Source organism: Hydrogenispora ethanolica (genome assembly GCF_004340685.1).
GTDB lineage: Bacteria > Bacillota > UBA4882 > UBA8346 > UBA8346 > Hydrogenispora > Hydrogenispora ethanolica.
In genome coordinates this window covers 1-24,738 of record NZ_SLUN01000059.1, presented here as the reverse complement: position 1 = coordinate 24,738, position 24,738 = coordinate 1, and the positions used below count along the sequence as shown (strand labels likewise).

Here is a 24,738-nt window from a genome sequence, read left to right as displayed (position 1 = left end):
ATTATATCATAAAAGCCTTGAAATTACTGCGGTTGAACAGTATTTCCAAGGCTTTTATTCTGCTCTTTTATTTAATGGACTTTTTCAGTGGCCTCTCATAGACCGGGTTATTTTTTTACGAAGGGAACTGTCAGGGGGAACGATTCGGCGATTCTCAAAGAAACATGGAATTGATGCGTAAAGCATCCGATAGTGAGAAAAATAAATGGTAGATAAGTTCATCTTATCCAGCGAGGAAAAGATGTCGCGAAATTGTTCCGAATATGGAGTGCGATAGATATAGAATCATCCGATATAGAATGATCCGACCAGCTTTTGTTGATTTGTTTTTCCAATTCCAAAATGGTATAATATTACGGTAAAATTTTTTGGGCACTCTTGCCAATGATTTACGTTATTTTAAGCAATGTCTGATGATGAGGTGGAGCAATGGTGAAATTTCTTTCCGAATTATGGGATACCAATCTGCGCGAGGTAAAAAGGTTGCAGCGGAAGGTTGAGCAGATCAACGCGCTGGAATCGCAGTTTTCCCAGTTGGACGATAATGCGCTGCGGGCGAAAACCATAGCGTATCGGGAACGGTATGCCAAAGGGGAAACGCTGGACGATTTGCTTCCGGAGGCTTTTGCGACGGTGCGAGAAGCGGCCCGGCGGGTGCTTGGTCAACGCCATTATGATGTGCAGCTGATGGGCGGTATGGTGCTTCATGAAGGAAAGATAGCCGAAATGAAGACCGGTGAAGGAAAGACGCTGGTCGCCACCTTGCCGGTTTATTTAAATGCTTTGAGTGGCAAGGGCGTTCACGTCGTTACGGTGAATGATTACTTAGCCAAGCGGGACAGCGAATGGATGGGGAAGGTTTACCGTTTTTTAGGGCTTTCAGTCGGCGTCATCCTGCATCATTTGAACTCCGATGAGCGGCGCATCGCCTATAATTCCGACATTACCTATGGAACCAACAATGAGTTCGGTTTCGATTACCTTCGCGATAATATGGCTTTTACCGTGGCTGATATGGTGCAACGGGAGTTGAATTACGCTATCGTCGATGAAGTGGACAGTATTTTAATTGATGAGGCGCGGACGCCGTTGATTATCTCCGGTCAAGCGGAGGAGTCCACCGAATTATACTATAAATTCGCCCAGGTTGTCCCGAAACTGCGTCGTGATGAGGATTATACCATCGATGAGAAAGCCAGGACCGTGGCGGTCACCGAAGAAGGTGTCGCCAAAGTCGAGCAGATTTTGCACGTTGAAAATCTTTATGACGACGCCAATACCCATCTGGTGCATCACTTGAACCAGGCTTTGCGCGCCAAGGAACTGATGAAGCGGGACCGAGATTACGTGGTCAAGGACGGCGAAGTCATTATCGTAGACGAGTTTACCGGACGCCTGATGTTTGGGCGCCGTTACAGCGAGGGTTTGCATCAGGCAATCGAGGCCAAGGAGAATGTCAAGATCGAAAACGAGAGTCAGACCTTGGCGACGATCACCTTCCAAAATTATTTCCGCATGTATAAGAAGCTGGCAGGCATGACCGGAACTGCGGAAACAGAAGAAGCCGAGTTCCGGAAGATTTATAATTTGCCGGTCATCGTCATCCCGACCAATGTGCCCATGGTGCGGGCCGACCATCCGGATGTAGTTTATAAAACCGAAAAATCCAAATTTAACGCCGTGGTGGACGAGATTGCCGAAATTCATCAGACCGGCCGGCCGATTCTGGTCGGCACCATTTCGATTGAAAAATCCGAAGAGCTCAGCAATATGCTCAAACGGCGCGGCATACCCCACCAAGTCTTAAACGCCAAATATCATGAGAAGGAAGCGGAGATTATTGCGCAGGCCGGCCGGTCCGGGACGGTAACCATCGCCACCAATATGGCGGGCCGTGGAACCGATATTGTGCTTGGAGGGAATACCGAATTCCTGGCCCGAGACTTACTTCATTCCCGTGGCATCGAATATCAGGAGGCTACGCCGGAAGAGTATCAGTTGGCTTTGTCCGAAGCAAAACAGGCAACCCGGGAAGATCATGAAAAAGTGGTGACTCTGGGTGGGCTGCATATCATCGGTACCGAGCGGCATGAAAGCCGCCGTATCGACAACCAGCTGCGCGGCCGTTCCGGACGGCAGGGCGACCCCGGTTCATCCCGGTTTTTCGTGGCGATGGAAGACGATCTGATGCGTCTTTTCGGGGGCGAGATGATCTCCGGCTGGATGGAGAAACTGGGCTGGTCCGAAGATATGCCCATTGAGCACTCGGCAATCGCCAAAAGAATCGAAGCTGCCCAGCGGAAGGTGGAGGCCCGCAATTTTGAAATCCGGAAACATGTTCTGGATTATGACGATGTGCTGAATAAGCAGCGCGAGATCATCTACGAGTTGCGCAAAATGTTGCTGCTCGGCGAGGATGTTCATGAGAAAGTGATCAGTATGTTCGGCGACGTGACCGATCACTTGCTGGAAGTCTACGCCAATGAAAAAATTATTCCTGAAGAATGGGATCTCGAAGGTTTATTGCAGGCGGTTTACGGCACGTTTCTACCGCCGCAAGCCATTGAACTTTCCGATATTGATCGTTTGAACCACAGTGAACTCCGGGAAGCCATTTTGGATAAGGCGATGGAGTACTATCAAGCGAAAGAGACGGAGATCGGCGCCGAGCATTTACGGGAGATCGAGCGTTTCGTGATGCTGCGGACGATTGACGTGAAATGGATGGATCATCTGGAAGCGATGGATGGCTTGAAAGAAGGGATCGGCCTTCGGGCGTATGCCCAGAATGATCCGCTGGTTGCTTATAAAATTGAAGCTTATCAGATGTTCAAAGAGATGCGCGATACCATTAACGAAGAAGTCGTCCGCGAATTAGCCAAATTCCAAGTCGTTTCCGAAGAAAGACTGGTCCAGCGCCCGAAAGTGAGGAATATCTCCACCAATCTGGACGAGGACGGCGCTCAGGCGGTTCATCAAAGAGTTACCGGTAAGAAAGTTGGCAGGAATGATCCGTGCCCGTGCGGCAGCGGCAAAAAGTATAAAAAATGTTGCGGCCAGGCCAACGGGTAATAAGGTTTGCATTCCACTCAGCAGTAATAGTATAATATCGACGAAGCTTCTTCAAGCGATGGAAAGAAGACAACATTTTTATGACAGGGTGGTTAATCATGATCGAAGTAAGCGAACTACGGGCCAGGCTGTCCGATATGAAGGAAAGAATTCACCAGCTCAGGGGGTATCTTTGATTTAGCTCAAAAGCAAGAACGGATTGCAGAGTTAAGCGAGATCTCCTCGGCCCCGGATTTTTGGGACGATCCGAATGCCGCGCAGAAAATTCTGCAGGAGTTGACCAATCTTAAGAATCATGTCGAAAAAATTGAAACCCAAGAAAGACAGGAAGCGGAATTAACGGGCCTTCTGGAGATGGCCGTTGCCGAGGATGAAGAGGATTTGTTTCCGGAAATCGCGGGCGGCATAGAGGAGTTGGAAAAAGCCGTCGCCGCAATGGAGCTTTCAACCATGCTGGGCGGCGAATTCGATCGTTTCAATGTGTATCTGACAATTCATCCTGGAGCAGGCGGGACCGAATCGCAGGATTGGGCGGAAATGTTGCTCCGGATGTACGTGCGGTGGGCGGAACGGCGTGGCTACAAAGTGGAATTTTTGGACCTTTTGCCCGGTGATGAAGCAGGGGTCAAAAGTGTGACATTGTATATATCCGGAGAGAATGCCTATGGTTATTTGAAAGGTGAAAAAGGCGTACACCGGTTGGTCCGGATTTCACCGTTTGATGCGTCGGGCCGGCGTCATACTTCGTTTTCATCCGTGGATATCGTGCCGGAAATCGACGACACCATCAAAGTCGAGATTCGGCCGGAAGACCTCAAGGTCGATACCTACCGCTCCAGTGGGGCCGGCGGTCAGCATGTCAATAAGACAGAGTCCGCCATTCGCATCACGCATATCCCAACGGGAATTGTGGTCGCTTGCCAAAATGAGCGTTCGCAATTTCAAAACCGCGACCGGGCCATGCAGATGCTCCGCGCTAAACTCTATGAACTTTACCGCGAGGAGCAAGAAGCGAAGATGGCCAAGATCAAAGGGGAGTATTCCGAGATTGCCTGGGGTAATCAGATTCGCTCCTATGTCTTTTGTCCGTATACCATGGTAAAGGATCACCGGACCGAAGTGGAGACTGCGAATGTCCAGGCGGTGATGGACGGCGAACTTGACCCGTTCATAGAGGCCTATTTACGATCCGATCTCAACAAAATACAAAATGTCATATAATTGCCAACCCCGGTTACACTATGAACCGGGGTTTTTTGTAGCGATAGCCGTGGAGAGCGCAAAATAGCCCCGATGCTTGAGTTAACATCCCAATTCTGAAAGGTGCTACCATGGATCCTCTGGAACAGAGCTATCGCCGAATTTTGTTCATTATCGGACTGGTTTTTTGTGCCTCACTCATTTTACTGATCCAATTGATCCGTATTCAAGTCGTTGAGCATCGACATTATTCTCAATTGACCGTCCAGCAACGTTCGCGGTATTTACTGACTAATCCTTTGCGCGGCGCATTTTATGACCGCAATGGGCGCAGTTTGCGGGGAGCCGATCGCGCTTGGTATATCATGATCCAGAATCCGTTAAGGGACGCCATGGCCGAGAGATTGGCGGCGATCTTCGGTCCCGATTTTCAGACCGAAAGAGAGCGTCAACGGCATGCGGGTCGTTGGGTTTATCCAAAGCCTTTAAAGGCGAGCCAGGTTCGTTCCTTGGAACGGTTCAAGTCTCAGGAGTGGCAGATTATCGCCAATCCCGCGGCTCCGCAAGCTACAAAGCTGGCTTGGCATGCCTTGGGAAGCGTTCGAGACGGCAAAGGTGTTTCCGGTCTGGAGTCTCTTTATGATTCATTTTTAACCGCCTCTCGGAGCACGGCTTCTCTGGTCGCGTTTGTCGACGGAAAACATCATCCTTTTCAAGGGCTGGGTATCCGCAACCTCCGAAAATCAAGTAGCGAATCGGGTGTCATTCTAACTTTAGATGAGCGAATTCAGCGAATTGCGGAAGCGGTGATGGATCGCGAAAGATTAAAAGGAGCGATCGTCGTTCTGGATGTCAATTCGGGTCAGATATTGGCGATGGCCAGCCGCCCTATGGTTAATTTCGCGAATCTTCAAGAAAGTTTGAGCGATCCCAATAACCCGTTCCTGAACCGGGCAATTGCGGCTTATAACCCCGGTTCGATTTTTAAGTTAGTCACACTCTGCGCCGGGATAGACGGCGGATTATTGAACCCAAACGAAGTCTTTACGGCATATTCCTACCCTGATATGGCCCGCTGGCATTTTCCAACCGGGGATGTTGGCCGGCTTTCATTAACCGAAGCTTTGGCTTACTCTTATAACCCGATCTTTATTGAAATTGCCCTTCGCCTCGGGCCCGAAATCATTCTTCAATATGGTGACCGGCTCGGATTGGCGCAACCTTGCAATATCGGCTTGAAGGATGAGGCGTGGGGTGAATTGCCGAGCGGCTTAGGAATGTCTCCGGGCGAACAAGCCAATATGGCTTTGGGTCAACAGGGAGTAATGACGACTCCCCTGCAAGTGGCTTCCCTGGTTCAGACCATTGCCAACGGCGGAATTCGAAATATTCCTCGCCTGGTATTGGGAACGAAAGACGGGGAAAACTCGGAGATCAAATGGTTGGAGCCTCAACCGCCGGTTCGCGTCTTAAAACCGGAGACCACCGCCATTATTCGGCGAATGATGAAGGCCGTGGTTGACTTCGGCACCGGTAAAGAAGCAGCTCTATATGGCGGTGAAGCGGCTGGAAAAACCGGAACCGCTCAAACCGGCGAGGATGGCTACGCCACTGATAATGCCTGGTTTGCAGGATTTGCACCCTATTCTAAACCGCGTTATGTAACAGTGGTATTTTGCGAGCAAGGAGGGGCTGGCGGAAAAGCCGCTGCTCCGATCTTCAGGGAAATAATGGAGAAAGTTACCAAAATAAGAGACTAGCACTAAAGATGCCATTTTCACATAGGATTTATAACGGAATAATTCCGGTAAATCCAGTGGAGGTGGCATGTTTCGATGGAAGTACCCATCTTCGGGCCAGCGGTCGGAATGGTTGTAGCTGGCTTCTTCTATCTTTTAGGCTATATCTCCAACAATAATGTTTTCCCACTTCCTTTAACCGAAGAAGAAGAAAGCGTTTTGCTAGCCCGCTTGGAGAGTGGAGATGAAGAAGCTAGAAATATCTTAATCGAACGGAATCTTCGGCTCGTCGCGCACATTGTCAAGAAATTCGATTGTACCGGCGAAGATACCGATGACCTGATCTCTATCGGTACGATTGGTTTAATTAAAGGAATCGCTACCTTCAAAAGGAACCGCAATACGCGATTGGCTACGTATGCGGCGCGTTGCATCGAGAATGAGATTTTGATGCACTTACGGACCATTAAAAAGAATAAGAACGATATCTTGCTTTCCGATCCGATCGGTTCCGATAAGGAAGGCAATGAGATTACTCTGCTGGATATTCTGGATACTGGTTCGGAGGTAGTCCCAGAGCAAGTCGAAACATTGCTTGAGGAGGAAAAGCTGAAAGAAAGGCTAAATAAATTATCCAAACGGGAAAAGAAAGTCATTGAACTGCGTTATGGGTTAATTGACGGAATCAATAAAACCCAGCGCGAAATATCCAAATTCTTGGGAATATCGCGGTCGTATGTATCCCGCATCGAAAAGAAAGCATTGCGTAAACTTTACTCCGACATGAATGTGCCCAATGGGAGCGAGGGAAATAAACATTGATTTACTTGGGGGTTAATAATATTTCTAAGAATAATCGGCCTTGAAAAGGCCAATGATAATAGAGGAGATTTGCAGCGACCGAGGTTCAGAATGTTAACGGCTCGTTTATAGTTCTGAAGAGCCGTTAACAGATTGGTATGGATCTAAATGTGACTCGGATTCATATCATTCTTAGCAGATTGCCGTGAATGGGATATCTGGTTCGAGGCGATTGTTCGAGTCAAAAAACTCATGAATGGCAATTGAGCCCAGATTGTTATTGAAGCGCAATTGGTTCGTTGATAATCGGGAGATTGCAAGCCGATTTCAAGTTTCAATGGCAGTCGGTCAAAGGCTATCGTAGTACGAGTAACGAGTATTTGTAGCTGAAAGGTTACAGGTATCGTGGAACGAGTGCGGTAGCCGGAGAAAAGGTTACTGCAAGTCTCTTTTTTCGTCTTTTTTGGAAATAAATTGATCCCAAGGGAATATTTCGACGGATTTGGACTCAGAATGATTTTGCTTGTTTGATAAAGAAAGATTATACTAAGGATAGTTCCTATTGGTACGGGTTATGAGATAGGGGCGATGGAGTGCTTTTCTTGACGCAGACGTCGGCGGACAAGAGAACGCTCACCCTGCGTAAAGGAAATGCCGGCTTCCTTTCGTAGTTGCAAGTCTTAGTTTTTAGGTCGTAGATTTATATTTATTAAGGCCACTCACTTGAGTGGTTTTCTTTTTTATGCGATTGGCAATGATGACGATATCATTCCGCCCTGGCTAAAATAACATACGATGCAGAATGAGGACTGTCTATGGCAGCCCTCGTGATATTTTATTGATGATCGACTTCCAGCCTTACCGTTACGATTACTCATCAAAATCTCACTGCTCCTGTTTTGCGGAATTAATTTGATAGTCAATTTTCTTATACTTCTATATACATGGTTCGACATCTTAGCTTTTTTGACATGATCATGAATCTGTTGTGAGCTTGTTGAGGAGCTGAAAGAGATCGTTTTGTAAATCATTAATCACTTTTTATGGATCAAAGAGCTCTTTCAATCGCTCAACAAGCTCTTTTTGTGAATAAATGATCTATTTCCGTGGATAAATGAAATCCTTGAGTCTGATTAATGATTTTGGCTGTGGATAAGCCGAGAATTACTAGTAAACCGTCAAATCATGCCTCAATTGGGTACATACGGATCTGTGAGGGTGAAGGTCAATTCTCGAGGAATCCGGTAGAGAGCCCGCCATGATGGATCACTCGACGGCATAATTTATCCCTCAATCCCATCCGGGAGTAAGCGAAGCGAACTTGATAATCATCAAAATCATTTACCAAGTTAGCCCTTGTAATAAAAAGTTTACTGGATCGTCTGAAGAAACGATTGACAGGAAGAGCCCGCTCTGTTAATCTATAATAAATCAGGATAAACCTTTTAAGGCTAGTCCCGTGAGGCTAGGAAGGGGTTTTGATGTTGAGTTGTCGATCAACCTTCTTATGCCTTGCGTAAGAAGGTTTTTTAATGTCAGGAGGCTCGCTCATGTTAAAAATAAAAGCCCAGGTAATGGACGAAGAGAATATTCGTCGCGCTCTGTATCGCCTCTCGCATGAAATTACGGAACGCAATAAAGGAACGGATGACCTGATTCTGGTGGGAATACGCACCCGGGGAGTGCCGTTGGCCAACCGGTTGGCGGAATTCATTCGGGAGCATGAGGGAGTATCGCTTCCGGTAGGCATGTTGGATATCACATTTTACCGGGACGACTTGTCGCTCATCTCATCCCAGCCGGTATTGCACCGGACGGAGATTCCGGTGAAGATCAATAATAAAAAGATTATTCTCATTGATGATGTCTTATTCACTGGCCGGACCGTCCGAGCGGCGCTCGACGCATTAATGGATCTTGGCAGGGCATCTTGCATTCAGTTGGGAGTCCTGATTGACCGGGGTCACCGGGAACTACCCATTCGAGCCGATTATGTAGGCAAAAACGTACCGACTTCCACCAGAGAAGTAGTTCACGTAAAGCTCAAAGAGAGCGATGGCGAAGATTGTGTGGTAATTTCCGAAAACGACGCGCCACCTGACGAATCCCTTTAAAACCGCCCCGCGAGACGGTGAAGGGAGGACCCGAAAGGCGTTTCATCCTCCCCTTGCCGGAGGATTTTTTTATATCCTCCGGAATGCAGTGGAAAAACGAATCTAATCAGTAATGGAGTGAAAAAGGAATGGCAAAACTCCCCAAGGATCTATTGGGATTGCGTGAACTGAATGCCGAACAGATTCAACTGATTCTGGACACGGCCACCGCCTGCAAGGACATTTTTAGCCGGGATTTGAAAAAAGTCCCGACCTTGCGCGGCAAAACGGTTGTAACCCTCTTTTTCGAACCGAGTACCCGGACCCGGACTTCCTTTGAGATTGCCGGCAAATGGATGAGCGCCGACCTGGTCAACCTGACAGTCTCCTCTAGCAGCGTGGCCAAGGGAGAGAGCTTTGTGGACACTGCCAGAACTCTGGAAGCGATGGGAGTCGATTTAATCATCATCCGGCACTCGTTGGGCGGTACTCCCAGGTTGCTTGCGGATTCGGTAGCGGCTCACGTTATCAACGCGGGAGATGGAGCGCATGAGCATCCCACCCAAGGATTGCTGGACCTCTATTCGATTCGGGAAAAGAAAGGCCGGATCGCCGGTTTGAATGTCGTCATCGTCGGAGACATCCTGCATAGCCGGGTAGCTAAGTCCAATATTTACGGTTTGACCAAGCTCGGCGCGAAGGTTACGGTGGTCGCCCCCCCGACCTTGATTCCCAAAGGAATCGGTGAATTTGGCGTGACCATCGAGACGGATTTGGACAAGGCATTACGCGACGCGGACGTGGTCAATATTCTCCGGATTCAGCTGGAACGGCAGACCAAAGCTTACTTTCCGACATTGCGCGAGTATTCCAAATTATTCGGAGTCAACTTATCCCGATTGAGACAGGCCCGCCCCGATTTATTAGTGATGCATCCCGGGCCGGCCAATCTCGGAGTAGAGATCAGCGAAGAAGTATCGGTCCACGATCAATCAGTCATCACCGAGCAGGTCACCAACGGAGTGGCGGTCCGGATGGCGCTTTTATATCTGTTAACCGGAGGAGGCAACAAAGATGAAATATTGCATTAAGGGCGGGGAGATTGTCAATCCAGCGGGCGAGTACTCCGGAGTCGGCGATCTGCTGTTGGATGCGGGCCAAGTGGTCGCGGTCGGACAGGAGTTGCCGGTCGAGGATGCCGTAATCATCCAAGCCGAAGGAAAAATGGTGCTTCCGGGCCTGATCGATATGCATTGTCATCTGCGGGAGCCCGGCCGCGAAGATGAAGAGACCATCGCCAGCGGCACCCGGGCGGCGGTCAAAGGCGGATTTACCGCCGTGGCGTGCATGGCGAATACCAATCCGGTGGCCGATGGCGCAGTCGTCATTGAATACGTTTTAAGCAAGGCGCGTCAGAATGGTTGGGCCAAGGTTTATCCCATCGGCGCCATTACCAAGGGCCTGAAGGGTGAAGAACTGGCGGAAATGGGCGAAATGGCCGAGGCCGGAGCGGTCGCATTCTCGGATGACGGCAAGACGTTGACCAATCCGGCGGTGCTTCGGTCGGCGCTGGAGTATGCAGCCTTGTTCGACCGGCCGCTGTTGCTTCACGAGGAGGAGCCGAAACTGGCCGATGCCGGGGTGATGCATGAAGGCTATTGGTCAACAGTGCTGGGCCTACCCGGAATTCCAGCCCTCGCCGAGGATGTGATGATTGCCCGTGACCTACTCATCGCCGAATATACCGGCGGCAAGGTTCATTTCTGTCATCTCAGCACTGCCAAAGGCGTGGGAATGTTGGCCGAGGCGAAGCGGCGCGGATTGAACGTCAGCGGCGAGGCGACGCCGCATCATTTCACCCTGACCGACCAAGCCCTGGAGAATTATGATACCGCCTTCCGAGTCAGCCCGCCACTGCGGAGCGAGGAGCACCGAGAAGCGCTCCGCCGGGGTTTGCAAGATGGAACAATCCAGGTCATCGCCACGGATCATGCGCCGCACTCTTTGGAAGAAAAACATCGTGAGTTCGCGCTGGCTCCCACCGGGATGATCGGCTTGGAGACGGCGTTCAGCGTCGCTTGGACCGAATTGGTGCTGGGAGGTTGGCTGACCAAGGAACAATTAGTCGAAAAGCTGTCTGTCAACCCGGCCCGGCTCTTGAACTTGCCCGCCGGCCGGCTGCAGCCCGGCGATCTGGCGGACCTTATCATCGTCGACCCCGAGTGGGAATGGGTGGTCAAGCCGGAAGAAATTGCATCGAAATCTAAAAATTCTCCTTTCATCGGCAGGAAATTAAAGGCGAGAGTTGAAACGGTTTGGGTTAACGGAATTTTAAAGTATGACGGGCAAAAATTCGTTGAATAAATATTTTAATATAATGTATATTTATGTTACAATAAATGCGACAGAATGTCAGAACAGTTTGGAAGGCAAGTTCGATTGAATGTGGAGGTTGGCCTATGAAACAGGCTCGCTTGGTACTGGAAGACGGTAGCATCTATACCGGACAATCGTTTGGAGCGGCTCGGGAGATCGGCGGTGAAGTGGTTTTTAACACCGGAATGACCGGCTATCAAGAGATCTTGACCGACCCCTCCTACAGCGGCCAGATCGTAACCATGACGTATCCGTTGATAGGAAATTACGGTATTAATCCCTTTGATTTTGAGTCCCGGCGGCCGCACGCCCGAGGCTTTATCGTCAAGGAATATTGCCCGGAACCGAGTAATTGGCGGGCGGAGCTGACCCTGGACGCCTTTTTAAAACAGTACGATATCCCCGGTATCGCCGGAATCGATACCCGTTCGCTGACCAAGACATTGCGGAGCAAAGGGACGATGCGAGGTCTAATTACCACCGCCGATGATTCCGAGGCTGCGCTCTTGGAGCGGGTGGCGGCAATCCCCGATCTTTCCGGGCAGGATTTTATCAAGGGCGTTACCACCGACCAAATCTATAGCGAGGGCGAAGGAGATAAGCACGTGGTGCTGGTGGATTTCGGCGCCAAAGGCAACATCGTTCGCCGTCTGGCCGCGCATGGCTGCCGGGTTACGGTGGTGCCATGTGATACTCGCAGCACAGAGATTTTGAGCATGAAACCCAACGGAGTCATGCTTTCCAACGGCCCCGGCGATCCCAAGGATGTGCCGTACGCCGTTACAATGGTCCAAGAACTCCAAGGCAGACTGCCGATTTTCGGAATTTGCCTGGGACACCAGATCATCGGTTTGGCACTGGGCGGTGATACCTACAAATTGAAATTCGGACATCGCGGCGGGAATCATCCGGTCAAGAATTTGCTGACCGGAAAGGTCACCATTACTTCGCAGAACCACGGTTTCGCGGTCCGCGCCGATTCCCTCGACCCGACGGAGACCATTGTGTCGCATATCAATGTCAATGACGGTACGGTGGAAGGTCTGCGCCACCGCAAGCTGCCGATCTTCTCGGTGCAATATCATCCGGAAGCGGCGCCCGGACCGACCGATTCTGAATATTTATTCGACGAATTCGTTTCCTATTTATAATTATTCATTTTTCGAGAAGCAAACCTTGGGTCGATTCGCTATCGACGGTTGAATACGAATATTTTTCAAGTGGGTGAAACCATGCCTTTGGATCAATCTCTCAAGAAAGTAATGGTTATCGGTTCAGGCCCGATTATCATCGGTCAGGCGGCTGAGTTCGATTATGCCGGTACTCAAGCCTGCCGTTCCTTAAAGGAAGAAGGGCTCTCGGTTGTGCTGGTGAATTCGAATCCGGCCACGATCATGACCGACTCCAATATGGCCGATCGCGTGTATATCGAACCGCTGACGGTGGATTCGTTGCGCCAAATCATTGCGAAGGAACGTCCCGACGGCTTATTGCCCACGCTGGGCGGGCAAGTCGGTTTGAATATGGCGGTTAAGCTGGCGGAAGCCGGTATTTTGGATGAGTTTAAAGTCCGGCTGTTGGGAACCCCTTTGACGGCGATTAAGAAAGCGGAAGATCGCCAGCTTTTTAAACAGACGATGCTGGAAATCGGCGAACCGATTCCGGAAAGCGCCATTATTTCAAAGCTGGAAGAGGCATTAATTTTTGCAGCCAAGGTGGGGTATCCGCTGATTATCCGGCCCGCCTATACCATGGGCGGGACCGGCGGCGGGATCGCCCATGACCGGACCGAGCTGGAGGAGATTGTGGTCCGCGGCTTGACGTTGAGTCCCATCACGCAAGTGTTGCTGGAGCAGTCAGTGGCCGGGTTTAAAGAGATCGAATACGAAGTAATGCGGGATGCCAACAATAGTTGTATTACGGTATGTAATATGGAGAACCTCGACCCGGTGGGGATTCATACTGGGGACAGCATCGTGGTGGCACCCAGCCAAACATTGGCCGACCGGGAGTATCAAATGCTCCGGGCGGCGTCGCTGAAGATCATTCGCGCGCTGGGAATCGAGGGCGGCTGTAACGTCCAGTATGCGCTCGATCCGCACAGCTTCCAGTATTATGTCATTGAGGTCAACCCGCGGGTCAGCCGGTCGAGCGCCTTGGCTTCCAAAGCCACCGGCTACCCCATCGCCAAGGTCGCCGCGAAGATTGCCATCGGGCTCCATCTCGACGAGATTAAAAATGCCGTCACCGGCAAGACCTACGCCTCGTTCGAACCGGCCTTGGACTATGTAGTGATGAAGATACCCCGCTGGCCGTTTGACAAGTTCAACCTAGCCGACCGTACGCTCAACACTCAAATGAAGGCGACCGGCGAGGTTATGGCAATTGACCGCTCACTGGAACCCGCTCTATTGAAGGCGATTCGCTCCCTGGAGATTGGCCAGTACGGTTTGGCATTGCCGGGAGCGGCGGAGTTGAGCCGCGAAGAACTGGAGCACGCTATCGTCGCAGCGGACGACCGGCGCCTTTTCTTCCTCGTCGAATGCTTACGGCGCGGTTATTCCATCGACGATTTAAACGGGCGCACGCAAGTGGATCGGTTCTTCCTGCAAAAGCTATTGAATATCGTTAATACCGAGAAGCAGTTGAGCGCCGTCGGCTACCGCGATCCGGAAGTTTTGACCGCGGCCAAGCGCTTGGGCTTCTCCGACCGCGAAATTGCCAGGCTCACTGGATCCCGGGAGGAAGAGGTTCGTCAGTTCCGCTATGAACACAAGTTGCGCCCGGTCTATAAAATGGTGGATACTTGCGCGGCAGAATTCGAGGCGGCTACGCCGTACTTTTATTCCTGCTACGAACGGGAAAACGAAGCCGTTCCCACTGGGAAACGCAAGATTGCCGTCATCGGGTCCGGACCGATCCGGATCGGCCAGGGTATCGAATTTGATTATTGTAGCGTCCATTCGGTATGGGCGTTGAAAGATGCCGGCATCGAAGCGATTATCATCAACAATAATCCGGAGACGGTCAGCACGGACTTTGACACCGGCGACCGGTTGTATTTTGAGCCGTTAACCGTGGAAGACGTGCTGCATATCTTGGAGTTGGAACAACCGGAGGGCGTCATTGTGCAGTTTGGCGGGCAGACCGCCATCAATCTCGCTGCCAAGCTGGAACAGGCGGGAATTCGGATCCTCGGAACCTCCGTTGATTCCATTGACTTGGCGGAGGATCGTAAACGGTTCGACAAGTTGTTGCTGGATCTAGGGATTCCCAAGCCGGCGGGGCGAACGGTCGTTTCGATGGAGGAAGCGCTGGAAGTGGCCAAGGAGATTGGTTTTCCGGTATTGGTACGGCCTTCTTACGTCTTGGGCGGACGGGCGATGGAGATCGTCTATAACTTCGACGAGCTTCGCAATTACTTGACCTCTGCCGTGAAAGCCGCTCCCGAACACCCGGTCCTGGTCGATCGCTATGTCTCGGGCCGGGAATGTGAGGTCGACGCCATCTGTGACGGAGAGAACGTGTTGATACCGGGGATTATGGAGCATCTGGAACGGGCCGGAGTCCACTCCGGAGATTCCATTGCCATCTATCCCAGCCAACATCTGAGCATGGGCGAGAAGGAAAAGATTTTAAGCTACACTTTGCGATTGGCGAAGGCTTTAAAAGTGGTCGGATTGATTAATATTCAGTTCGTCCTCTCTGACGACGAGGTGTATTGTATCGAGGTTAATCCCCGGTCGAGCCGGACGGTGCCGTTTATGAGCAAGATTACCGGAATCCCCATGGTCCAAGTAGCCACCCGGGCGATTCTCCATCAAACGTTGCATGACCAAGGTTATGCCGGGGGCATGTGGCCGGAGCCCAAGCTGATTGCGGTGAAAGCGCCCGTTTTCTCCTTTTCGAAACTAACCCAAGTCGATATTTCGTTGGGTCCGGAGATGAAATCCACCGGGGAAGTGATGGGAGTTGACCGGACTTATGCCGGGGCTCTGTATAAGGCATTTGTCGCAGCCGGTTACAATCTGCCCCGGGGTGGCACGATACTGGCCACCTTGTCGGACCGGGATAAAGCCGAAGCGCTGCCATTGCTCAAAAGACTCTCCGAAAGGGGCTTCCGCATCCTGGCGACGATGGGTACCGCCGCTTATCTGCGGGTGCGCGGCGTTCCGGTCACGAAGTTGAATAAGATCGATGAGGAGTCGCCGAACATTCTCGACGCCATCAAACGTGGCGAGGTGCAGCTGCTGGTCAATACGATCACCCGCGGGAAAGCGCCCGAACGGGATGGCTTTAAAATTCGCCGGGCCTCAGTGGAACATAATATTCCTTGTCTGACGTCTTTGGATACGGTCACTGCTTTTCTGCATGTATTGCTGGCGTTGGAAGAAGGATGGGAACCGGATTCGGCGATTCCGATTCAAGATTTTCGGGATTACCGCTATCGCCAAGTCATTTGAGACGGGGGCATCATGATTCAGCAGGAAGCATTAGTTCAAGAAATGAAAATCTTAGCCCCGGGATATTATCGCCTGGACCTACTGGCGCCGGGCTTAGCCGCTGAGGCCAGACCGGGGCAGTTCATCCAGGTCCGGGCCGGAGATGACGGCAGCCTCGATCCGTTGCTGGCTCGTCCCATCAGCCTCTACCGGATCGACCGGAATGGCGGAAGCGTCAGCATGATTTTTAAAGCAGTCGGGCGAGGTACCGCGCAATTGGCGGCGAAGCAGCGCGGAATGTTGATGAAGATCTGGGGACCCCTTGGCAATGGTTTTGCCATCCCCGATGCGGCGCAAAGCTTGGCTCTGGTCGCCGGCGGGGTCGGCATGCCGCCCCTTTTCTGCCTGGCGGAGGAGTTGCGGCGCGCTCGGCCGGGGCTTCGGGTGGAGCTCTTTTACGGCGGGCGGACGCAGCGCGATCTCTTGGTGCTGGAGCAGTGGGAAGCGGCGGATATACGGGTCCACTCCGTCACGGAAGACGGAAGCTATGGCCGGAAGGGGCTGGTTACCGCCGTTCTTGAGGCGCAACTGCGCCAGAAAGATTACGATTTTATGGTGGCCTGCGGTCCGACTCCGATGTTGAAAGCAGTGCGCCAAGTGGCGCTGGAGCGCGGGATCGCCGGGCAATTGTCGTTGGAGTCCTATATGGCCTGCGGAGTAGGGGCATGCCTGGGTTGCGTCTGTAAACACAAGGCAGGTTATCGCCGGGTATGTGTGGATGGCCCGGTTTTCGCCATGGATGAGGTGGATTTGGAATGAACGAACCTTCGCTGGAAATCCGGCTGGCTGGGTTGACACTAAGAAATCCGGTGTTGCCAGCTTCCGGAACTTACGGTTACGGCCGCGAATATCTGCCGTTTTTCGCTCCGGATACGTTTGGAGCGGTGGTGACCAAAGGAGTCTCCCTGGAGCCTTGGCCGGGGAATCCGCCGCCCCGGGTCTATGAAACTCCCGCTGGAATGTTGAACGCCATCGGTTTGCAAAATCCCGGGGTTGAGGCGTTCATCCGGGAGGCTATCCCGTTTTTGCGGCCTTTTCAAACCCCAGTCATTGTCAATGTGGTTGGAAAGACTATCCCCGATTATGTGGGGGTCGTCGAGCGATTGACGGATTATTCGGAGATCTCCGGTTTTGAATTGAATATTTCCTGTCCGAATGTGAAAGAAGGCGGCATGGCTTTCGGAACTGATCCCGAGACGGCCTACCGGGTTACCCGGGAAGTGCGTCGGGCGACCCGGAAACCTTTGATTGTAAAGCTTTCGCCGAACGTCACCGATGTGACGCTCATTGCCCAGCGGGTGGAGGAGGCGGGTGCCGATTGCCTCAGCCTTATCAATACGTTGCTGGGGATGGCCATTGATATCCGAAAAGGCCGGCCGGTCCTGGCCAATGTGGTGGGCGGTCTATCGGGCCCGGCTATTAAGCCGGTGGCTTTACGAATGGTCTGGCAGGTCTACCGGAAAGTCTCCCTGCCTTTGATCGGAATCGGGGGAATCGCCACGGCGGCCGATGCGATCGAGTTCATGATGGCCGGGGCTTCGGCCGTCGCTATCGGCACGGGCACCTTCCACGACCCGATGACTCCGGCGCGGGTGGTTGCGGGGATCAAAGAGTTTCTCGCCGAACAGCGAACGGACCTAAAAAGCCTGATCGGTCTGGCGCATCGTGCGATTCGTTGACCGATAAGGAATTGAATGGTAAAGGGCAGTAGATAAAATCAGACAACTTATAGTATTTGAAATGTCAGGATAGGAGTGGGACAGATGCCATTAGTGGGAATTGTGATGGGCAGCGATAGCGATCTTCCGATGATGAAGCAGGCCGCCGAAGTACTGAATGAATTCGGGGTGGATTACGAAATGACCATCATTTCGGCGCACCGTTCCCCGAAACGGGCCATCGAATACGCTTCCACCGCCCCGGAACGGGGTCTGGAAGTGATCATCGCGGGCGCGGGCGGCGCGGCGCATTTACCCGGCGTGTTAGCGGCGATGACGCCATTGCCGGTGATCGGCGTTCCGATCAAGACCAATACCCTGGACGGAGTGGATTCACTGTATTCCATCGTTCAGATGCCGAGCGGCATTCCGGTGGCCACGGTCGGCATCAATGGCGCTAAGAATGCCGGGATCCTGGCGGTGCAGATTCTGAGCGTCGTGGATTCGACCCTTCGTCAGAAGATGATTGATTTTAAGAAACGTTTGGCCAAGGAAGTCAATGATAAAGCGGTATTGCTGGAAGAGATCGGCTATCCGGAGTATTTGAAACGAAAAGAGGAAAAGCGTTCGTAGACTAGATAGGAATCAGCGTCAGTTTGAGGAGCACCCCGATTCGGGAGTGCTTTTCCTTTTCTCCGGCAATTGAGAAACCCGTTGGTTTCATGGGGGAAAGCCCCGGATACGGCAATCTGTCGCCGGGTTTGCGGCGCTATCAGGCGGTGCCCGCTTTAGATCACGAAGCCCCCGTTGGTGCTGATAACCTGTCCGGTGATGAAATCGGCGGCCTCGGAAGCCAGGAAAAGCACGGTTTGCGCCACGTCCTCAGGGGATCCCAAACGCTGTAACGGGGTTGCTTCCCGTAGCTCATTCAGCTCGGAATCAGTATAATCGGCGAGCATATCGGTACGGATCACCCCGGGCGCGACGCAGTTGACCTGGATATTGGAGGGCCCCAACTCCTTGGCGAGGGCTTTGGTCAGGCCGATCACTCCGGCCTTGGCGGCCGAATAATGGACCTCGCAAGCGGCGCCGGTAATGCCCCAGATCGAGCTGATATTGATGATCTTGCCCGCCTTCCGGGGCAACATATACTGCAAAGCGGCCTGGCAGCAATGGAAGACCCCTTTGAGGTTGATATTGAGCATCCTATCCCAATCCTGGTCGGTGAGATCGATGAACAATTTCGACTGGGCCACGCCGGCGTTGTTGACGAGGATATCGACTCGGCCAAAGCGGCACTGACAATAATCAACCAGCGCCACGGCTTCACTACGGATAGAGACGTCGGCCCGGAATAACTCCGCAGAGCGCCCTCGCTGGCACAACTGCTCCCGGACTTGCTCCGCTTCGGCTTTGGAATACTGATAATTGATGACCACATTGTAATCGTGTGCCGCAAACAACTCGGCCGTCGCCCGGCCAATTCCCCGTGAAGCCCCGGTAATGATAACCGTCTTCGTCAAGCGAAATCCCCCTTACTACCATGATTGACAGATTGCCAGCCGATATATCTTGGAATTTATGGTAAGTTTATTCGTCCAACTTTCATCATTTCCCTGCTTTTTCCCAAAAACACGCTAAATAGAAATTTGAAGCACACCGTCTTTTTCGGCGGTTTTTTTATTGGGAGATATTCGCGAAATTTTGCGTTTCACTTTCTTTTTCAGTATTTTATGACCTAAAAAAGCGATGAAACGTAATAAAAAAGAAAGCAAATGAAACTTATCCGATATTTAAATGAAGCTTAAATGAAAATACGAAATTTGATAATGCATATCGATTACATTAAAGACAGTAAAGATTGGCCAGTCAATCAGAGAAAGATGGGGGGAATGTTGGGGATGACGGCCGCATCGGAAAGGAAACAAAGGATCAAGTCGCTACTCGATAAGGAACAGGAAATAACCGTCGCGCAACTTAGTTTGGTATTGAATGTTTCACAAGTTACAGTCCGTAAAGATCTGCAAGAACTGGAGAGAAGCGGTGAGTTGCGAAGAACTCATGGCGGGGCTGTATCTACCGCCCAAGCTGTAACTCCGGCGTCTTTTCATGCTCGAATGAAAGACTGCCAAAGCGCAAAAGAGAAAATAGGAATCGAGTGTGCGAAACGAATCCATTCCAAAGAAATCATCATGATGGCCAATGGGACAACCACTTTCCAGGTAGCTCGGTCCATTCAGGATGTAACCGATGTCGTAGTGATTACCGATTCCATTCCGATCTCGGTTGAGCTGGCTAGCAAACCGGGCATGGAGATCGTTTTAATCGGTGGCAATCTGTCAAAGAGCCATCTGCAATTAACCGGGCCGCTGGCTGAGCATAATCTGGCCCAGTTCAAAGCCCATCGGGCGATCATTGGCGTCACCGGACTCCACTTGGACTTCGGCATTACCGACGGCAATTTTTATCTGGCCCAGATTAAAAAATTGATGCTTGAATCGAGCGAACAGAAGATTGTAGTCTGTGACTCCACTAAGATCGGCAAATTTTCCCACGCCTTCGTGACTTTGTTGGAAAAGATTGATGTTGTGATTACTGATTCCAATCTTGACCAAAATGCGAAAGAACGACTGGAGCAGTATGGCACGGAAGTCATCCAAGTCGATCTGTCCAAGTGAGAGGCGTTGGTTGACCAATCCTTATGAAAGATTCGCTGCAAAAGGAGGTGGAATCAGAGTTTAACTGTCTTTGAAAAAATTGTAAAGGAGACATGTTCGATGAAAAAGTATCGGATCATTTTATGGATCGCTTTATTGTCTGTTATTGGCCTTACTTTTCAAATTCATGCGGCGGAAAAGGCGGTCACCGTTCAATTTTGGCACGCCATGGGCGGCCGCAATGGGGATATCTTACAGTCGTTGGTCGATGATTTCAATAAATCGCAATCCAAGGTAAATGTCGAGCTGCAATTCCAAGGAAACTATTATCTGCTTCAGGAAAAATTCATGGCTGCCATCGCCGCGGGGAATCCGCCAACCCTCATTCAGTTGCCGATTGAAGGAACGGGAGTTTTCGGACCCACCGGGGCGCTGGCCGATCTCAGCAGTTATGTTGATAAAGACCCTAAAGTGAATCCCGACACTTTTCTGGATGGCTTACTGGCGGACAGCAAGCACCAGAATAAATTCTTGGCAATTCCTTTCAATCGAAGCACTCCGCTTCTATATTATAATAAAGATTGTTTTGTCAAAGCGGGCTTGAACCCCAATAGTCCTCCTGCTACCTGGGAGAAATTACTTGAATACAGCAAAAAGCTTACCAAGAAAAATAAAAACGGTCGCGTTCTGACCTATGGATATAGCCCTATTATCCATTGGTGGCTAGTTGCTCCAATGATCTGGTCATACGGCGGAGAGATCGCCGATTCCGCCACGCAACAAGTCCTGTTCAACTCACAGAAAGTGGCCTTTTGTCTGGATTTCTTGTCGGATATGGTAAATACCTACCGGGTCGCTAAGATTAATGCCGGTGCTGTTTTCGGAGCTTGGGACCGAACCATTCAGGATTTTAACCAAGGTCGAGTGGCGATGTACATCGGTTCCAGCGGGGATTTAGCGAAAATTACCGCTAATTTCGGCGCGACGTTTGTGCCACGGTTTGAAGGCCATCGCAATACGGTTCCGAACGGCGGGGGCAGTTTGTTCGTGGCTGAAAAAGCTTCAAAGGATAAGAAAGACGCCGCTTGGGAGGTTATCTCCTATTTCGTGAGTCCGGCAGTCCAAGCAACATGGAGCCGGGAGACCGGCTATATGCCGGTGAATAAAGCGGCGCTGGAATTACCGGAGATGAAAAAGTTCTACCGAGAAAAACCCAATTATAAAGTGGCTGTCGACCAGTTGAAATATGCCCATTCCATCCCATCCTCCGAAAACTTCCTGGATGTCATTAAAAATTTTGAAAGCGCCATGCAGGAGATTATCATCAGTGACACTCCGGCATCCGGTGTGCTGAAAGAAGCAGCCCAAAAACTGAAGAAATAAACCAATCGATACGGGGGATACCTTGATTCAAGGTATCCCAAAAAATTTTATTTCGACTTATGGATCCAATTAAAAGCGTTGTGATAAACCCTGCCCGAAGGTCAGGGTGAACACAAAAGCTCAGAAAAGCAAGTGATAAAGTCGTTTTAAATCTTTTTGCAAGCTGACTTCCGTTTCGAAAGACTTTATCACATGGCTTTTAATGTTGTTGCATTTTGAAGGATAGGGACTTGGAGGATGATGGTATTGTCGCAGAACGACTATGGGAAGCGGCTCTTGCCGTATGGGATGATCTTTCCGGCCATGTTTTTTATCATTGTATTTGGCTTAATCCCGATCATCGATAGTTTTGCCACTAGCTTGGTCCAATGGAATTTTATCAATGCCAAAGTCTTTGTCGGCCTGGGAAATTATCTGGATCTGTTGCTTTCCGGCGATTTTTTGAAAGTGCTTGCCAATACTTGCTACTTTACAGTTTTAAATGTTCCGCTAACTATGCTTTTTGCTCTGGCATTAGCCATGCTGCTCAACGGGCCGGTGCTCGGAAAGAAATTTTTCCGCGCCTTGTTCTTTTCGCCATGGGTCATTCCAACCGTCAATGTGGCAATTTTATGGATGTATATTTTGGAACCGGATTACGGGATGCTCAATTGGTTCTTGGAACTGCTGGGCCTGGGCGGAATCAGTTGGCTGGCCAGTACCCGGTGGGCCTTGCCCGCCATTGTTTTCATATCGGTTTGGAAGGGTGCCGGATATTTCTGCCTGCTTTATTTGGCCGGACTACAAAATATTCCCCGGGAACTCTATGAAGCCTCGGCAATGGATGGCGCCAACCCTTGGCGGCAATTTTTGCGGGTGACCTTGCCGATGCTCTCGCCGACCACCTTATTTGTTCTGATTGTATCGGTCATCGATTCATTCAGCCAGTTTGATTTGGTCGCCGTAATGACCGGAGGCGGTCCTGCCAATCGTACCAATCTATTGGTTTATTATCTTTACGAAAGAGCCTTTGTTGCGTTTAAGGCAGGAAGCGCCTCTGCCGTGGCCATGATTGTCCTCGGCATATTAATGATTTTTACTTTTGCTCAATTTAAGTTATCAGACAAATGGGTCCATTATTAAAGAGTAAAAGAGGTACAAAGGTGTGAAAATGAGCAGGATTGCGAATAGTTGGCCGAGTTTTCTGGGCGTAATTTTCAGACATGTCGCGATGATCGCTGGCGCAATCCTCTTTGCGCTGCCGTTTTTTTGGATGGTATCGGGTTCTTTAAAAACCCTGGACGAGGTATGCAAATACCCGATCATTTGGATTCCGGCGAAAATGCAATGGCATAATTATGCCGATGCCTGGCGGGCGGCTCCGTTCACCCGCTATTTGCTGAACAGCCTGTTTATTACGACCACGATCATTGCCGGTCAGTTTTTTACCGTGGTTTTAGCGGCATACGCTTTTGCCCGTTTTCAATTTTTTGGAAAAAACTTTCTGTTTATGTCCATCCTGGCCATCATGATGGTGAGCCTGGAAGTCAGGGTGATACCCATTTACATGATCCTATCCGCTTTCAAATGGATTGATACGTATTATGCGTTAATCGTTCCCATGCTGACCAGTCCCTTCGGCATTTTTCTGGTCCGTCAAGCTTTCATGAAAGTTCCGCAGGATCTGGCGGACGCTGCTGCCATAGACGGCTGCAATCATCTGGGGATCCTGCGTCAGGTGATGGTGCCTTTGAGCAAACCGGCCATTGTGACTTTTATGGTTTTTAACTTTATTCATCATTATAACAATTACTTTTGGCCGTTAATTGTGACCAATAGCGATCAAATCCGGCCGATCACCGTCGGACTGGCCCGTTTCCGGGTTCCGGAGGATACGGGTATCATGTGGCACTATCTGATGGCCGCCACGACCATCGCTCTCATCCCTTCCCTGGTGGTGTTCATCATCGGACAGAAATATTTTATCCGGGGAATCGCCACCGAAGGTTTGAAAGGATAAGATTGCCTTTCGGAGCCTTCGTGATGACTCTCTGCTTTCGGCCATAGTTTATCCCAACGGTTTAACATATTTCATAAACAACGAGGAGGAATGGAGGATGGCTTTATACAGTCGTTTTGAGATCATCGGGCACAGGGGAGCCAAAGGCTATGCGCCGGAAAACACCGTCCCATCCTTTTTAAAAGCCTTAGAACTGGGTGCTACCATGGTGGAATTTGATCTGCGGTTCACAGCCGACCGCGAGATTGTGGTGATTCACGATGAAACCGTCAACCGGACCACCGACGGTCAAGGCCGGGTCAGCGACTTTTCATATCAAGAACTCAGAAGGCTCGACGCGGGCGCTTGGTTCGCCGAGGAATATTCCGGCGCCAGAATTCCTCTATTTGAAGAGGTCTTGGATCTGATTCACGGCCGGGCGGCTGCTTTGGTGGAGATCAAAGCCGCGCCCGATTGGACCGAGCAAAATATCGCACTTGCGGTGGAAAAGATTTTTGAGCATGACATGGCGGAGCAGGTGGAGATCATCTCGTTCGACCATTCCATCGTTCGCAACTTTAAAAAAGTCGCGCCACAGTTAAAAACGGGGATCTTATATATCGGAGCTCCCGTTGAGCCATGGTTGGATGCTTTAATAGCTAGGGCGGAGGTAATTCATCCTTGCCCAGCCGGAGGAATCCAAGTTCAATCTCATGAGATAGCCAGGGCCCACGCTCACCAAGTTTTAGTCGGAGCGACCACTCAGTCCGAAACCGAAATGGCCCGATTGATCACTGGCGGTGTTGACGGCATCTGCTCCGATTACCCCGATCTCATTCGGGAAGCCTGGAAGCGTTTAACGTTAGACCATGGATAAAGAATACCTTCTGAAGTTAGCGATTGAACCCCAAGGTGCGCACGGGTCAATTTATAGAAAATGGATTTTTAAGTTTACTGAGTATCCACTTCGCTCCGCTCGACCTCTGACTGCACCAGGTTTTCGCCGCATTTTTCCCGACTTATCCACAGCCAAAATCATTAACCACGTTAAACGGATCTATTTATCCACAAAAATAGGTCGCTTATCCACAAAAAGAGCTTGCTGAACGACTGAGCAAGCTCTCCCATTCACAAAACCAGCTCGCTTATCCACAAAAAGAGCTTGCCGAGTGACTGAGCGAGCTCACTACTTAGAAAATACAAACGGCAACGAAAAAGGAGCCCATGGAGCACTTAATCAACGTTTAGACAGCAGGATTTCGGGCTTCTAACGAAACAA

19 protein-coding genes are annotated in these 24,738 nt (G+C 50.6%); 18 read left to right on the top strand and 1 reads right to left on the bottom strand.

Annotated features, from left to right (window positions below):
- The 13 genes from EDC14_RS27120 to purE form a co-directional block, all read left to right on the top strand.
- On the top strand, positions 1-181 hold a 181-nt coding region (locus EDC14_RS27120), incomplete at its 5' end, for a hypothetical protein (protein WP_207930797.1).
- A 248-nt stretch (positions 182-429) separates the two neighbouring features.
- Positions 430-3,072 (top strand): preprotein translocase subunit SecA, encoded by a 2,643-nt coding sequence (secA, locus tag EDC14_RS25530; protein ID WP_132017911.1) that lies wholly within the window; start codon positions 430-432, stop codon positions 3,070-3,072.
- A gap of 98 nt (positions 3,073-3,170) precedes the next feature.
- Positions 3,171-4,293, top strand: a protein-coding gene (prfB, locus tag EDC14_RS25525) for a peptide chain release factor 2 (protein WP_243663119.1) whose coding sequence is annotated in 2 segments (ribosomal slippage) — positions 3,171-3,245 and positions 3,247-4,293 — 1,122 coding nt in all. Because the reading frame shifts where the segments join, the coding sequence is not laid out codon by codon here.
- Positions 4,294-4,403: 110 nt separating this feature from the next.
- The gene (locus EDC14_RS25520) at positions 4,404-6,032 is read left to right on the top strand and encodes a peptidoglycan D,D-transpeptidase FtsI family protein (protein ID WP_132017904.1); all 1,629 of its coding nucleotides are present in this window, start codon (positions 4,404-4,406) and stop codon (positions 6,030-6,032) included.
- A gap of 75 nt (positions 6,033-6,107) precedes the next feature.
- The gene (sigK, locus tag EDC14_RS25515; RefSeq protein WP_132017901.1) at positions 6,108-6,833 is read left to right on the top strand and encodes an RNA polymerase sporulation sigma factor SigK; all 726 of its coding nucleotides are present in this window, start codon (positions 6,108-6,110) and stop codon (positions 6,831-6,833) included.
- A 1,529-nt stretch (positions 6,834-8,362) separates the two neighbouring features.
- Positions 8,363-8,926, top strand: coding sequence for a bifunctional pyr operon transcriptional regulator/uracil phosphoribosyltransferase PyrR (gene pyrR / locus EDC14_RS25510; RefSeq protein WP_132017898.1), 564 nt, complete (start codon positions 8,363-8,365; stop codon positions 8,924-8,926).
- Positions 8,927-9,054: 128 nt separating this feature from the next.
- Positions 9,055-9,996, top strand: coding sequence for an aspartate carbamoyltransferase catalytic subunit (locus EDC14_RS25505; RefSeq protein WP_132017895.1), 942 nt, complete (start codon positions 9,055-9,057; stop codon positions 9,994-9,996).
- Positions 9,980-11,269 (top strand): dihydroorotase, encoded by a 1,290-nt coding sequence (locus tag EDC14_RS25500; protein ID WP_132017892.1) that lies wholly within the window; start codon positions 9,980-9,982, stop codon positions 11,267-11,269. Before EDC14_RS25505 ends, EDC14_RS25500 begins: the two co-directional genes overlap by 17 nt.
- Positions 11,270-11,364: 95 nt before the next feature.
- Positions 11,365-12,432 carry a glutamine-hydrolyzing carbamoyl-phosphate synthase small subunit gene (gene carA, locus EDC14_RS25495; protein WP_132017890.1) on the top strand — a complete coding sequence of 356 codons (1,068 nt, stop codon included), beginning with the start codon at positions 11,365-11,367 and terminating at the stop codon, positions 12,430-12,432.
- 81 nt (positions 12,433-12,513) lie between these two features.
- Positions 12,514-15,744, top strand: a complete 3,231-nt coding sequence (gene carB / locus EDC14_RS25490) for a carbamoyl-phosphate synthase large subunit (protein WP_132017887.1) — start codon at positions 12,514-12,516, stop codon at positions 15,742-15,744.
- A 42-nt stretch (positions 15,745-15,786) separates the two neighbouring features.
- Positions 15,787-16,542 carry a dihydroorotate dehydrogenase electron transfer subunit gene (locus EDC14_RS25485; protein WP_165908327.1) on the top strand — a complete coding sequence of 252 codons (756 nt, stop codon included), beginning with the start codon at positions 15,787-15,789 and terminating at the stop codon, positions 16,540-16,542.
- Positions 16,539-17,462, top strand: coding sequence for a dihydroorotate dehydrogenase (locus EDC14_RS25480; protein ID WP_132017881.1), 924 nt, complete (start codon positions 16,539-16,541; stop codon positions 17,460-17,462). The genes EDC14_RS25485 and EDC14_RS25480 overlap by 4 nt, the downstream gene beginning before the upstream one ends.
- Positions 17,463-17,546: 84 nt before the next feature.
- Positions 17,547-18,074: a 5-(carboxyamino)imidazole ribonucleotide mutase gene (purE, locus tag EDC14_RS25475; protein ID WP_132017878.1), complete on the top strand. Its 528-nt coding sequence runs from the start codon at positions 17,547-17,549 to the stop codon at positions 18,072-18,074.
- Positions 18,075-18,229: 155 nt separating this feature from the next.
- On the opposite strand, the gene ymfI is transcribed toward purE, so the two are convergent.
- Complete coding sequence (gene ymfI / locus EDC14_RS25470; RefSeq protein ID WP_132017875.1) at positions 18,230-18,964, bottom strand: elongation factor P 5-aminopentanone reductase; 735 nt, start codon at positions 18,962-18,964, stop codon at positions 18,230-18,232.
- Between the two features lie 285 nt (positions 18,965-19,249).
- Here ymfI and EDC14_RS25465 point away from each other — a divergent pair, with 285 nt between their 5' ends.
- The 5 genes from EDC14_RS25465 (at position 19,250) to EDC14_RS25445 (ending at position 24,336) form a co-directional block, all read left to right on the top strand.
- The gene (locus EDC14_RS25465; RefSeq protein ID WP_132017872.1) at positions 19,250-20,119 is read left to right on the top strand and encodes a DeoR/GlpR family DNA-binding transcription regulator; all 870 of its coding nucleotides are present in this window, start codon (positions 19,250-19,252) and stop codon (positions 20,117-20,119) included.
- A gap of 99 nt (positions 20,120-20,218) precedes the next feature.
- The gene (locus tag EDC14_RS25460) at positions 20,219-21,481 is read left to right on the top strand and encodes an ABC transporter substrate-binding protein (protein ID WP_132017869.1); all 1,263 of its coding nucleotides are present in this window, start codon (positions 20,219-20,221) and stop codon (positions 21,479-21,481) included.
- 237 nt (positions 21,482-21,718) lie between these two features.
- Entirely contained in the window at positions 21,719-22,603 is an 885-nt protein-coding gene (locus EDC14_RS25455) for a carbohydrate ABC transporter permease (RefSeq protein WP_132017866.1), read from the top strand.
- 28 nt (positions 22,604-22,631) lie between these two features.
- On the top strand, positions 22,632-23,480 hold the full coding sequence (locus EDC14_RS25450) for a carbohydrate ABC transporter permease (RefSeq protein ID WP_132017863.1): 849 nt from the start codon (positions 22,632-22,634) through the stop codon (positions 23,478-23,480).
- A gap of 97 nt (positions 23,481-23,577) precedes the next feature.
- Positions 23,578-24,336 carry a glycerophosphodiester phosphodiesterase gene (locus tag EDC14_RS25445; protein WP_132017860.1) on the top strand — a complete coding sequence of 253 codons (759 nt, stop codon included), beginning with the start codon at positions 23,578-23,580 and terminating at the stop codon, positions 24,334-24,336.
- Positions 24,337-24,738 lie beyond the last annotated feature (402 nt).

Bases quoted from the DNA above. Each gene is read 5' to 3' on its own strand.
- secA (WP_132017911.1), top strand. From the start codon at position 430: ATGGTGAAATTTCTTTCCGAATTATGGGATACCAATCTGCGCGAGGTA.
- EDC14_RS25520 (WP_132017904.1), top strand. From the start codon at position 4,404: ATGGATCCTCTGGAACAGAGCTATCGCCGAATTTTGTTCATTATCGGA.
- sigK (WP_132017901.1), top strand. From the start codon at position 6,108: ATGGAAGTACCCATCTTCGGGCCAGCGGTCGGAATGGTTGTAGCTGGC.
- pyrR (WP_132017898.1), top strand. From the start codon at position 8,363: ATGTTAAAAATAAAAGCCCAGGTAATGGACGAAGAGAATATTCGTCGC.
- EDC14_RS25505 (WP_132017895.1), top strand. From the start codon at position 9,055: ATGGCAAAACTCCCCAAGGATCTATTGGGATTGCGTGAACTGAATGCC.
- EDC14_RS25500 (WP_132017892.1), top strand. From the start codon at position 9,980: ATGAAATATTGCATTAAGGGCGGGGAGATTGTCAATCCAGCGGGCGAG.
- carA (WP_132017890.1), top strand. From the start codon at position 11,365: ATGAAACAGGCTCGCTTGGTACTGGAAGACGGTAGCATCTATACCGGA.
- carB (WP_132017887.1), top strand. From the start codon at position 12,514: ATGCCTTTGGATCAATCTCTCAAGAAAGTAATGGTTATCGGTTCAGGC.
- EDC14_RS25485 (WP_165908327.1), top strand. From the start codon at position 15,787: ATGAAAATCTTAGCCCCGGGATATTATCGCCTGGACCTACTGGCGCCG.
- EDC14_RS25480 (WP_132017881.1), top strand. From the start codon at position 16,539: ATGAACGAACCTTCGCTGGAAATCCGGCTGGCTGGGTTGACACTAAGA.
- purE (WP_132017878.1), top strand. From the start codon at position 17,547: ATGCCATTAGTGGGAATTGTGATGGGCAGCGATAGCGATCTTCCGATG.
- EDC14_RS25465 (WP_132017872.1), top strand. From the start codon at position 19,250: ATGAAAATACGAAATTTGATAATGCATATCGATTACATTAAAGACAGT.
- EDC14_RS25460 (WP_132017869.1), top strand. From the start codon at position 20,219: ATGAAAAAGTATCGGATCATTTTATGGATCGCTTTATTGTCTGTTATT.
- EDC14_RS25455 (WP_132017866.1), top strand. From the start codon at position 21,719: ATGATGGTATTGTCGCAGAACGACTATGGGAAGCGGCTCTTGCCGTAT.
- EDC14_RS25450 (WP_132017863.1), top strand. From the start codon at position 22,632: ATGAGCAGGATTGCGAATAGTTGGCCGAGTTTTCTGGGCGTAATTTTC.
- EDC14_RS25445 (WP_132017860.1), top strand. From the start codon at position 23,578: ATGGCTTTATACAGTCGTTTTGAGATCATCGGGCACAGGGGAGCCAAA.